This is a genomic window from Acidicapsa dinghuensis (assembly GCF_025685685.1).
Classification (GTDB): Bacteria; Acidobacteriota; Terriglobia; order Terriglobales; family Acidobacteriaceae; genus Acidicapsa; species Acidicapsa dinghuensis.
The window spans coordinates 487,278-499,482 of the sequence record NZ_JAGSYH010000003.1; the positions used below are offsets into that span (position 1 = coordinate 487,278).

The following is a 12,205-nucleotide window of genomic DNA, read 5'->3' on the forward strand; positions in this document are numbered from 1 at the left end:
CAGAGCAGTAACAGTGCGATGGCTCGCGAGAGGAGTCATTGGAACGGATGCGATGGCCGAGGCACAGCGCAGCTCAGGTTCCGAGAGCCAGATTCCGAGGAGTCAGGGTTCCGAGATGGTTGTGCCGGTCAGAATTCTTGACGTGGATACGAAGCGATGGAAGTCGCGGAATCGAATCTGGTTCAGCTCCAGCGTAGATCGGAGACTTCCTCTCCGCACAACGATCTGCGCTCCGACCGGAAGCAGGTATTGCTGGTTGTTGATGGAGACGAAGTCGTAGTCTGCACTGACAAGAGACTCGCGGATGAGAGATTTTTTGGGCACATCGTCTGCGATCTCAGTGATGCGCCGGACCACGTGAGTAGCGCTGTCGATATAAACCATACCGTGATAACCGACGAGAAAAACCTCCATGGGTCCGGAGCGCAGCGTTAGATTCGAGTTTTCTTTGGCGACGCGATACTTGAAAACCTGTACGGTTCCGTCACCGAGTGCGTCACTTTCAACCCACGTGATCTCCGCTTTAGCGGCTGGCCGAAACAAGCCGCGAATGAGGCCGCCGAAGACTCCGGCGCTGGTGACGCCGCCTCGCGCGTCGGAGCTGCTGTCACGGTTTCTCTTTTGGTCCTTCTCGAGCTGCTGGAATTCCCAGTCTTCTTGATGTTCGAAGTAGGTGAGCTGGCCGGAAAGTGTATCGATGTGTTCCCAGTTTTTTTCATTGTGGGAGCCGACAAATCGCTCGGTGACTTGGTGGCACATGAAGTTCGGCAGAGAATCCCAATATGCATTTGCATATTGCGCTGCTTCGGCAAGGAGCGCTTTGAGTTCATCGTCGGAGGGGCGTTGAACAGGATTGGGTGAGACGGCAATATTCAACGGACCGGAAGGCCGCGCGACAGATTCGACGCTTGAAGTGTTGCCTGCGGTGTCCGCTTCAGCGCCCTCCATACCGCTGAGCGTGAAAGAAGTGTCCGACTCCGCGCTCTTCCCATCCTGGGTGAGCAGAGCTTCAACCTGGTAGGTGCCATCGGTTGCAGGATTTAGAGAAAAGCTGCCGAGGTACGAATAGTACTCTCCCCCGCGGACTTGTCGCGCCAATAATGGGGCGCCTCCTAATACTTGTCCATCGCGGAGCACCTTTATCTCAAGCTTTGCCGGTTGCGGTGAGAGCGGGTTTTCGTGTACTGCGAAAAAAATGGAAACGTTGCTGTTGCCTGCTGCGAGGGCTCCGGAGAGATTTGGCATAATGCGAGTTTTGCCATCACGCAGTGGATCGGTTATATCGAGATCGCTGGAGAGAACAGGATCGGTCCGCCGCACGAGGATCATATTGCCGAGAGAGGGTGCGCTAGACCCGCTCGACACCTCGAAGGAAATCTGTTTCGCCGCAGCTTTGCCGCTCGTGGTGTCGACGATCAAAACTTCGAGGGTGTATTTGCCCGGTGGCAGAATGAAATGACGTTGCAGCGAGATGACTTCGTTGCTTTTGACGCTTGCCTGATGGGAACCGATACGCTGCGGGGTGTCGGAACTGAAGTGCGCCGCGACGGCGCCGGTCTCGTCTTTCACATTGGCGATCATCGCCACATGTGCCAGTGAACCGGGAGAGTTTGCGTCTTGCTGTAGATTCAGGTTTTCGACCGGAACCTCAATCGCCAGCGTACTTCTCCTGCCATCCTCACTATCACCCATATCAAGAACCGTGGCTCGGAAAGGGAATTGGGCAGGCAAGGGCGACTCTTTGAGCTGTTTCAACAGTGGCAGCTCAAACGGTTGCAGGCTACTGCCGTCCGCCGAGGGAGGAGGCAACGCAAGATAGGCAGTCTGGGTACGAATCTTGAGCCCTTTGCGAAGTGGGGTGACTACGAGCGGATGAAGCTTTCCATCGTATTCCTCGCTTCTGGGAAGAAAGGAAGCCTCGTAATATGTCGACATATCTCCGGTGAGTTGGCGCATCGATTTCAAGTTGTCGCCATTGAGATAGATGCCGCCCGTTGCTTCGGCCATGCGCTTCAAGTCTGTATCGATGGGTGCATCATCCACGACTTCCATGGTGCTTTCGCCAGTGCCGTAGTCACGGAAGCTCAATGCGCTGGCGATAGCCGCGCTGCCGGGATTTGTGAGTATTACCTTGGATCCATGATGGCCGAAGGAAGACACATCGACCACATCAACGCGGACGTTAGCCTGATTGGCTGCACCAGCGATCGACTCGATTGCCTGCGTGCCAATATCACTGATCTGATCCTGGCGCATCGAACTGAGATAGATGATCGTTTTTCTTCCAGCCAGATTTTGCTGTGATTGCACGAGGGCCAAAAGAGAGGAGAAAGATGGCAAGATATGTCGGTCCTGCGCAATGCGTGTCGAGTTGCGAAGCGCGGCATAGATTGACTGCGCCTGCAAGCGGTCATGCGTTGCAACCCTCTTGCCTTCCAGATCGGCTCCGCTGAGCGCGACCGAGATTATCTCTCTCTCGGAAATCGCCGCATGATCCTTGTCTCTGGATGCAATCGGCCCTGTAGCTGCTTCAATGGCGGCTTTTACCGCGTTCAGATCGGAAGTGAAGCTTTGCTGAAGATGCAGCCTTGAATCAATGCTGAGCACCGAAAAGTCACATCCGCTTTCAGTGAGCAGTGTAAGGATTTTCAAGGCTGCATCTCGCGCCGTTGCGATCCGCGACGAACTCTTCTGCGAGTGCGCGTCTTTCTCCGGTGGGAACGGATCGAAGACAAAGCTGACGAGTTGCTTTGCATCCTTGTGCTGGTCGACAAGCCGAAGATTGTCTAGTTTGACGGGCACACCGTCTTCCGTGATGGTCAATTCGTCTGGCTTGAGGTCGAGAACTGGCTCTCCTCTCTTGTCATGTGCAATAAGCGAGAGTTGCACGGCGTCGGCAGAGCCAGATGAACTCGGCGAAGCTGGAGCTGGAGCCGAAGCCGCTGACCCCTGTACCGCGCTTGCTAGAAAAAGCGAAGCGGAAAGAGCGACGGCAAGCAGCACACTCAATGTCAAGCGGTTGCTCATTCGATTCCACACTTGAGATTAGCTCTGATGCGGCCAGAAGTACTCATTTTCACCGCGCCCATGAAGAAAACACCCCTTCTGGTCCCGAATCCTGACCGAGTTAGGCATTAAGTAATGTGCAGGTTTTTCATTCGGGAAAGTATAGCCCACAAATTCAGGAACGGAGTGGCAAGCGCAGATCCATCGAATTTGTGCGTTCGCGAGCTGCAAGACTTTTTGTGCATTACGGGACGGCGCGAGCGAGATCTGTCAGGAAAACGACATCGAGGAATTGATTGGATCGCATCTGTTACCCATTGGTTATGGTCACGCGTGACCACGGAATCCAGGGCTTGTTGGTTGGCGAACGAACTATTAATTTCATAATTGACAAGCGGTGCCGGTAGCCGTATAAACATTTCGAACTATTAATTTCTTAATCGCTGGATGCGGAGGAAAGCGTTGGCAAGGAAAAAGTCATTCCATCTCACTGAGGGCGAGTTGCCGCTCATGGAAGTGCTTTGGAAAAAGGGGCGCGCGACTGTGGGTGATGTCGTGACGGCATTGCCGGCCGATCCGCCGCTTGCCTATAGTACGGTGCTGACCACTCTGCGCATCCTCGAGTCCAAGGGCTACCTGCGGCACACGAAGGAAGGGCGAGCCTTCGTTTATGAGCCCATCATTGTGCAGGAAGAGGCCAGCCGCAAAGCGCTTGGCTACCTGGTGAACCGTTTTTTTGGAGGCTCCTGCGAGCAGTTGGTGGTGAATCTGCTGAAGGAAGAAACGATCAGCCGGGCGGAATTGCGACGAATCAAAAAGATGATTGCCGAAAGCGAGCAAGGAGAGAAGAAATGACCCATGTCAATTTTGCGATGACAACTCTTCTCAACGGAATCTGGGAAGGAACACTGCTGGCAGCGGCGATGTGGCTCTTTCTGAAACTGTTTCCCCGATTGAACCCAACAACTCGCTTTACGGTTCTTTGGGTAACACTGCTCTCTGTCCTGGTGTTGCCTCTCGGGCCTCTTACGTCGAGAGTGACCCCCGCATACGCGCCGATGTCAACGAACTTGCCTGTGATTACCGCAGCGAACCAGCTCATGAGCGTAGCGGCCGCGCCGGATACGATTCAGCATCCCACGGCCAGCCAGCGGCACACGAAAGCGGCCTCTGAATTGCATCCTGTTGCAGCTCCGAAATCAAAGCCACTGCCATTGTTGAAGCAAGAGCCTGCAGTTGTTGAAACGCCGAATACCGCCCCCCGGACGGCATCGCCGGTGGTAACGGCCGTTCCGCACCCGCTAATTCGTATCCATTCTGCGAGCATTCTGAGCGCGCTTGCAACTATGTGGGTGTTCCTTTCTTTTGTGTTGCTGGCGCGTCTCGGATTTGGCCTTTTGAAGCTGCGTAAATTAAAGGCAGAGGCCGCAGAGGTCTCAACAGAGTGGCAGCTGCGTTTGGAAGACCTGAGCCGAATCAATGATGTGCGCCGGCAGACGCAATTGCTCGTTTCGAGCCGCATTGCCGCGCCCATGTCGCTCGGATTTTTCCATCCGGCGATTCTGATTCCGCAGGCTCTTTTCGATACTCTTTCGGACTCGGAACTTGAGCATGTTGTGCTGCATGAACTCGCCCACCTGCGGCGTCGCGATGATTGGACCAACCTCGCGCAAAAAGTGATTGAAGCCATGCTGCCGATTCAGCCGGCGATCTACTGGGTCGGTCACCAGATGACGATTGAGCGCGAGATGGCGTGCGATGACTGGGTTATTGCGGCAACTGGAACGGTTGAGCGATATGCGGCTTCGCTCACGAGAGTGGCTGAACTCTCGCAATGGAGACACGCGGGCATCCTGGCGGCAGGCGCAACAGGCAACCGCTCACAACTTTTCACCCGTGTTCATCACATGCTGGACAAAACCCGGAACGCGGCTCCGAAGCTCGCGCTGCGCCCGTTGGCTGCGGCGATTGCAGCAGCAGGAGTCTTGATCTACGTGGGTGTACGGACCCCGCAGATGATCGCCTTCGCGCAGAATACAGCGCATGACAACAGCCATCCGCAAGTAGCAGCGCTTACCCCACTGCAACCGCTGCATGCTGCACAGGTACAAGTTCCAGTACCGGCTCATAACGTTGTGCTGGAGCAAGGGACGCAGCTCTCGGCGCTAATTCCCGAATCTTCAGGCCAGCTGCCCCCGTCACCACTATCACCACTTTCTCCTGGCTCGCCGGAGTCGCCCTTGGCCGCTGTTGCTCCGCCCGCACCAATGACACCAGTCGCTTCACAACAAAGCGGCGAGACGCACATGGAGATGACGACACGCAATGGAATGACCTCGCTCAGTGTGAAGATCGACGGCTCCATTGAATTTACTGATGACGACAGTGATGTGAAGTCGCTCTCGCCGGGCGGCCGCTTCCGCATAGAAGACGGAAACTTATTTTCCGCGCGTGTTTATGACGTAAAGGCAGACTCGGCGGGGAATCTTACAAAGACATACTCGGTGGGCGGGTCTGTGAAGCCGCTGGATGCCGAGGGGCGGGCATGGCTTGCGCGGTTGATGCCGCAGATGATTCGAGAGAGTGGCGTTGGAGCGGAACGCCGTGTCGCTCGCATACTCCGTCAAGGCGGTCCGCAGGCGGTAATCACTGAAATTGGTTTGATTCACAGCGACGGATCGAAGCGCATCTATCTGGAACAACTGTTCTCACAGGCAACATTGAACATCGAGCAGTTAAAAGAGGCCGCCAGACTGATCCGTGGAATCTCCTCGGATGGCGACAAAGCGCAGGTGCTCACCACCGTGGACGGAAAATATTTCACTGGCGACTTGCGCGGGAATTTGTTCGACGCGGTTCAGAGCATCAGCTCGGATGGCGACAAACGCAGGGTGCTTTCCGACATCCTCAACAAGGACGCAGGAAATATCGATACGCTTCTCAGCGTGGCGAGGACAGCCGAACATATCTCCTCCGACGGGGACAAGGCCCAAGTGCTGATCGAGATGGCAAACCCATATCGTGCGAATGGCGGCGTCGCGATGGCGTATTTCGAGGCGGCGAAATCGGTGTCATCGGATGGGGATCACGCGCGTGTCCTGCTGGCCATGCTGGCAGCGCATGGAGACGATCACGACACGCTGGCTCGCACACTGCGGTCGGCCCAGAAGATTTCTTCCGATGGGGACAAAGCGCGCGTCCTCAAAGAGGCAGTTGCACGCTACAGCGATGACGAGATCATTCGCAAGGCCTTCATCGACGCTGCCGACTCCATTTCGAGCGACGGCGATCACCAGCAGGTGTTAGTGACGCTTGTTCACCGGCAGGGACTGAGTTCAACCACGCTGGGCGGAATTGCTCATTCAGCGCAGCGCATTTCGTCCGATGGAGATAAGGCTCGCGTTCTGGTCGAACTTGCTGGAACGAATGTCGAACCTGTCCGCGACGATTTCTTTGCCGCAGCCGACAGCATCAATTCGGATGGCGATCACAGCCACGTTCTGACGGTCTTGCTCGACAAGCCAGGCACTTCTTCGGCGATGGCGATTGCGGCGATTCAGTCGGCAACTCGTATTTCTTCCGACGGAGACAAGAGCCGGGTATTGCTGGATGCGGCCGACCGGTATTCGAAAGATCCGGCGGTAAATTCAGCACTGCGCAAAGCGGTGGAAAGCGTGCACTCCGATGGCGAATATCGATCGGTGATGACCGAAATTATGCGGCACGACCAAAACCATTGATGGCTTCAGCAGTTTTTATTCGAGACCTGCTCAGGCGAGATTGCCATTACGCGCAATGGTCTCAAATTCTGTATTTAGGTTTCGAGTATCGTGCCCCACAGGCAAGCGCTACCAACCCATTCCAACAAGTACGGTTACGCGGTCAATTCGCTCATCTTTTTACCAACGGCGCCGGGGCCGAAATTGATATGAGCGTCTTTAATCGAAAGTCCGACAACTTCAATACGCTTCAGATCGCGTGTTCCGATTCCGGCTTCTTCCGCAAGACGCAGTGAATTGTCGCCCCGGATGAACGGAGAAGAGCCGCGCTCCGCATACGTATCGTAGCCCATCACCGCCATCCCTACGGCGTCCACGTTGACTGCGTTGCGGCCGGCAATGATCACGCCCGGTGTCATCTTTTCCAGGCCCTGAAGCCACGGACCCTCTCCGCCGCGCACGGTCTCGACGCCGTCAACGATTGCGAGATCGATGGGCCGAATACCGTTCTGATCGACCAGAATGCGCGGAACCCGATAGCCCGGGTCGCGCGGCGAATCGGGATGCAGCTCGGCATCGACTACCGACGGAGCTGGCGTCGTTCCGCTGTGCAGCACAGGGCCGCGCTCTTGCGTCGGCCGCTCGTTCCCGTGGGGTCCACAGTCACCGCCATAGAGTGAGCAGGGCGTGTTGCCGAAGTTGTTCTTCATCGTCATGGTCACGCCTGCAATCCAATGGTTTTTCAGCTTGGCCATCGAAACGTATGTGTCGCACTCGAAGAACGCCGGGTTCAGGTGGTACGCCGGATAGGCGTATCCACCCCAGGGAACGGTCTTGCGCACATATTGCTTGTAGTTGCCGAGGTTCTGCACGTTTTCCCAAACCACAGGCACGCCCATGTTGTTGATCGCGTGTACGTCCAGGCCGTAGCGCGCCCACAACGAGAGATCCTGATCGGCAGGGAAGAAGCTTTCAATCATGCGAACGCGCCGCGCACCCGCCTTGACAAACAGATGCACCGTCGCGGCCACCGACTGCGGATCGGTCCGGTAAGGAAGCTCAGGAGTCAGCGGAAAATACTTCGGGTTCCCTGTGAGATTCAGCTTAAGTGCTACGGTTTTCCCGCGCACCAGCTTCTCAATGCCGCCGATCTGATCGAACGCGTGCGAGAGTTGCTGCTCATACTGCGCATAATCGCGACAACGCACGATCGCGACACTACTCGCTGGAGCGTCAGCCTTCATCAACTCCGGCATGCAAAATGCTCCGAGCGTCGCAGCACCCGTGGTAGCCAGCATCTCTCGTCTGTTCATCTCTTCCGCCTCCTCCACAACATGCTACTCGGATATGTTCCGTCACGCGCGCCATATTTGATATCCAGAGGATCCTTTGGTAAGCCGCTCGCTGTAGCCTTCTTTCCAGAACTTTCGCCTCACGACAGGACGCTCTGAACCCGTGGGTTCTACTGCTTGATCACCGTTCCATCCCGCTTACGAATCTCGCCCCATCCACCATTCAGATGGTTCGGGCCGTCCGTGAATGGATACTTTGCCGCGAGTTTCTCGTCAATCTCGATTCCCCACCCCGGCCTCTCGTTCACCCAGAAATAGCCATCCTTCATCTCTGGACACCCTTTGAAGACTTCCTGTGTCGCGGCGTTGAAGGGCGTGTATTCCTGGATGCCGAAGTTATAGCTCACAATATCCAGAGTTACGTTTGCCATGTGTCCCACCGGCGAAACATCCCCCGGTCCGTGCCACGCCGTCTTCACACCATACTGCTCAGCCAGGATCGCGATCTTTCGGGCAGGTGAAAATCCGCCAACCTGCGACACATGGCAGCGGATATAGTCGATCAGCCTCTGCTCGATAAGCGGTTGCCATTCATGAGGATTGTTGAAGAGCTCTCCCATCGCGATGGGAGTAGCGCATTGCGCGCGTATCTGGCGGAAGTAGTCGTTGTCTTCAGGCGAAAGCGGGTCTTCGAGGAAAAACATCCTGAATTTTTCCGCCTCTTTGCAAAACTGCACCGCCTCGTTCGGAGCCAGGCGTTCATGCATGTCGTGCAACAGCTCGACTTCTTCACCAAGCTCCGTTCTGCAAATCTCTAGCAGCTTAAGCGCGCGGCGCATTTGATACGCCGGCTCGAACAAAGGTTTGTCGTGAAGCGCCTTCAACGGAGCAGTGTTCGTGTGCGCCGAGCCATAGCCTGCCATCCCCGGCAGCCCGACCTGCACGCGGATGTTGCGGAAGCCCTGAGCCATCAGTTTTTTCGCGGAAGCTACCACATCTTCAAATTCAGGTCCGTCTGCGTGAGCGTAGCAGTCCACCGCCTCCCGGCACTTGCCTCCAGCCAACTGATACACCGGCATCCCTCCCTGCCGCCCCTTGATGTCCCATAGAGCCTGATCTATTCCGCTCAGCGCATTGTTAAGCACCGGACCATTCTTCCAGTATGAGCTGTCATAGCAACTCTGCCAGATATCTTCGATCCGGTCGGTCGTCTTGCCCAGCAGAAACGGCTTCAGATAGCGTTCCACGGCTGGTTTCACCAGGTCAGCTCGCTGCGTAAAAGTCGCGCAGCCATAGCCGTACAGCCCATCCTGATCGGTCGTGATTTTTACTACAGTCAACCGCGCGCCAGCGGGTGCACACTCAATGACGCTAATGTCTTTGATACGAGGCGATGCCATGCCCCGCGTTGCTTGCGCCAACTGCTCCTGCGCTCGAACAGCAGGCGCCGCCATGCCCAGCAAACCAAGGCCGCCCATGGACTTCAATAGATCACGCCGATACATTGACATAGAGCTGCTCCTATATGAACTGCGAATGCCTGAGAAGAATACCTGAAGACACTAGGCGTTCGATTAAGGCCCTGGGCGAGACGATCCTGTGGCTCCGCGTGTAAGCTCTCACAGCACAACCAGGCGCAGCACTAGACGCAATGAAAATTGCTCATCGCGCTTCGCTTCAGACTGCATGAACCGGCCCTGACATGAACCGGTCAGGCCAACCGTGGAAACCGACCGATATGTAAAGGCAATTGCGGATGGGGTGTTGAAGGAGGCTCAATTCCTTCTGGATTGCAGCTCGTTTGCGAGTTCATCTGGAGCGGATAACTCATTGCCAGACGCGAAGCAGGACAACTCCGCCCTTGGGCGGAATAACCGTGTATGAGTCATGAAGCAAGCCGAGGTCTCTGTGTGCCCAGAGATCACGCGCATGAACGGAACTGCTGAATCCAATGTCCTTGAAGCGCAGCGTGATTGGCTGGGGAACGTCATCGGTAACAAAGTTGAACAACGCAACAGCCTTTGATCCATCAGCAAGCGGTTTGATCCAGACCTGGAGCGGCGCGAGACGTGAGCCCTGGGTGCCCAGTCTGTCCTGATCAACGGCAATCACCTCCCGGTTCATCAGGATCGATTTGGTGGTATCGTCCATCTTGCTCAGGTCGTTTCCTGCCAGAAGAGGCGCGGCAAGAATGGCCCAGAGGCTCATCTGCGTACGGTACTCGTCCGAAGTCATGTGTCCGTTGCCGATTTCGAGCATATCGGGATCGTTCCAATGGCCAGGACCCGCGTATCGTTCGAGTCCGGCTTGCGAGAAGCCGATCAGAGCCATGCTGCGGAAGCTATCGCTGATGTCGTCTGTGGTGCGCCAGAGGTTTCCACCAACCTCAGCTCCCCACTCCCACACCGAGTCTGAACCGTATTGGCAGATGCTGTAGACGATGGGCCGGCCGGTTTTGACGAGCGCCTCGTGCATCTTGAGGTAGGCTTCGCGCATAATCGCGTTTGCCTTGTTCCAATCGGGCTGTGGTTTTTGACTGCGCATGACACTGCGAAGTCCGCAGAGATCGTACTTGAGAAAGTCAACACCCCATTCTGCGTAGGTCTGCGCGTCCTGCTCTTCGTGGCCGTAGCTTCCTTCAAATCCGGCGCAGGTTTTGGGCCCGGGTGAGGAATAGATGCCGAACTTCAATCCTTTGGAGTGGACGTAGTCGGCTAGAGCCTTCATATCGGGGAAGCGGCTATTGGGATGAATTCGACCCTGTGCGTCGCGCTGTCCCTCCCACGTGTCATCAACGTTGACGTAAACGTAGCCTGCGTCACGCATGCCGCTCGATACCATGACGTCTGCGGCTACACGGACATCTGCGTCGGTCACCTTCTCCGCGAAGTGATTCCAACTGTTCCAGCCCATCGGCGGTGTTGCAGCCAGTGGCGCAGTTTGCGCCATTGCAGGAACACCGACGCAGATGCTCAGCAGGCAGATAGAGAGTTTGGATTTGAGCAGGGAAGGTAGATCAAGACAGATCATTGACGGTTCTCAGTGGTTTCCGGAATGCCGCTCGGCACTTTCCCGGTGGAGGAGTGCAGATTCGGAGTATGGAAGACGAGAACCATCGTACACTCTGAGAGCTCAACGGAACACATGGTGATCTATGCGGCGGAGAAGCGCGGCTCTTTCAGGACAGGAATAAAGGATTAACTACTTTATCCGTCTCTTGCGCTTGCTCCTGAAGTTGCTTGCGTCGACAGAAATTTGAGGTAGCCATCACATGCAAGCGCTTCTTACTTCTTCTTCCCAGTCACCTGCAGCAGCACAAGCTGCTTCATCCGGTCCCGGAAAATCTCCACCTGCACCGGCTTCCCTTCGCTTGATCGCAACAACCGCTCCCAGTCGCTGGTTGTCGCCACCTGCTCACCACCTATCGCCAGCACTACGTCGTGCGCCCGCAGCCCGGCGGCATCGGCAGAGCTCTTATGCGCCACGCTCTTGATCATCACGCCGTTCTGCACACCCAGAAAATCCGCCATTTGCGCCGTCAGCGGTTCTACCATCGCGCCCACATGCAGCGAGCTCCCAAACGGCATGTGGAAGCCGGAAGGAATATCCCCAGCCCCGCCGCCAGCAACAAAGCCGCTCCCCACCGATTCCGAAGCGCCAAACGTTCCCAGCCGCTCCCGCGCCTCTTCCTGCACTTTGCGCTTGTCGGCCAGCTGCACCGTAACCTTCTGCTCCGCGCCGTCGCGGTTGATCACCAGCTGCAGCTTCTTTCCCGGAGACATCGTATGCAGCATCGTCTTGAGCTGCTCCGCGCCCTCGATCGTCTGCCCATTCATTTCCACGATCACGTCATGCAGCTTCAGCCCAGCCTGCCCCGCAGGCGCATCGTGATCCAGAATCGTGATCTCAGCCCCGTGATTGTTGTCCTTGAGATGCAACGCCTGCGCGCGCTCCTGATCCACATCGCCCAGATCCACACCAAGAAATCCCTGTGAGTGCGAGTGCAACAGCAGAAACCAGGGCCGCTCTTCCCGAACCTGAATCAGTCCTTGTGCTGTGGCCCGCGCTGAAAGGCCAAGAAACACGCCCGCAGCGGCCAACAATGCGACGCTACGCGTCCATTGCTTCCTCGATATATATACAAACGGCCTCAAAAAGTACTTCATCTTAACCATCTCCACGGTTGGC

General features: G+C 56.1%; 7 protein-coding genes. 2 read left to right on the top strand and 5 right to left on the bottom strand.

The annotated features are described in order from the left end of the window. Positions 1-102: 102 nt before the first annotated feature. Positions 103-3,027 carry a VWA domain-containing protein gene (locus tag OHL22_RS10415; RefSeq protein ID WP_263336568.1) on the bottom strand — a complete coding sequence of 975 codons (2,925 nt, stop codon included), beginning with the start codon at positions 3,025-3,027 and terminating at the stop codon, positions 103-105. A 441-nt stretch (positions 3,028-3,468) separates the two neighbouring features. On the opposite strand from OHL22_RS10415, the gene OHL22_RS10420 reads away from it, so the two are divergent. Both OHL22_RS10420 and OHL22_RS10425 read left to right on the top strand, forming a co-directional pair. Continuing rightward, positions 3,469-3,861, top strand: coding sequence for a BlaI/MecI/CopY family transcriptional regulator (locus OHL22_RS10420; RefSeq protein WP_263336570.1), 393 nt, complete (start codon positions 3,469-3,471; stop codon positions 3,859-3,861). Beyond that, complete coding sequence (locus OHL22_RS10425) at positions 3,858-6,746, top strand: M56 family metallopeptidase (RefSeq protein WP_263336574.1); 2,889 nt, start codon at positions 3,858-3,860, stop codon at positions 6,744-6,746. Before OHL22_RS10420 ends, OHL22_RS10425 begins: the two co-directional genes overlap by 4 nt. Before the next feature lie 134 nt (positions 6,747-6,880). Here OHL22_RS10425 and OHL22_RS10430 read toward each other — a convergent pair whose 3' ends face one another. The 4 genes from OHL22_RS10430 to OHL22_RS10445 form a co-directional block, all read right to left on the bottom strand. Continuing rightward, a complete protein-coding gene (locus OHL22_RS10430) occupies positions 6,881-8,038 on the bottom strand; it encodes a DUF362 domain-containing protein (protein WP_263336576.1) in 1,158 nt (385 codons plus the stop codon). 149 nt (positions 8,039-8,187) lie between these two features. Then, on the bottom strand, positions 8,188-9,528 hold the full coding sequence (locus OHL22_RS10435) for an enolase C-terminal domain-like protein (protein ID WP_263336580.1): 1,341 nt from the start codon (positions 9,526-9,528) through the stop codon (positions 8,188-8,190). Positions 9,529-9,844: 316 nt separating this feature from the next. Then, positions 9,845-11,047: a glycoside hydrolase family 27 protein gene (locus OHL22_RS10440; RefSeq protein ID WP_263336583.1), complete on the bottom strand. Its 1,203-nt coding sequence runs from the start codon at positions 11,045-11,047 to the stop codon at positions 9,845-9,847. Between the two features lie 254 nt (positions 11,048-11,301). After that, positions 11,302-12,183 (bottom strand): PDZ domain-containing protein, encoded by an 882-nt coding sequence (locus OHL22_RS10445; RefSeq protein ID WP_263336585.1) that lies wholly within the window; start codon positions 12,181-12,183, stop codon positions 11,302-11,304. Positions 12,184-12,205 lie beyond the last annotated feature (22 nt).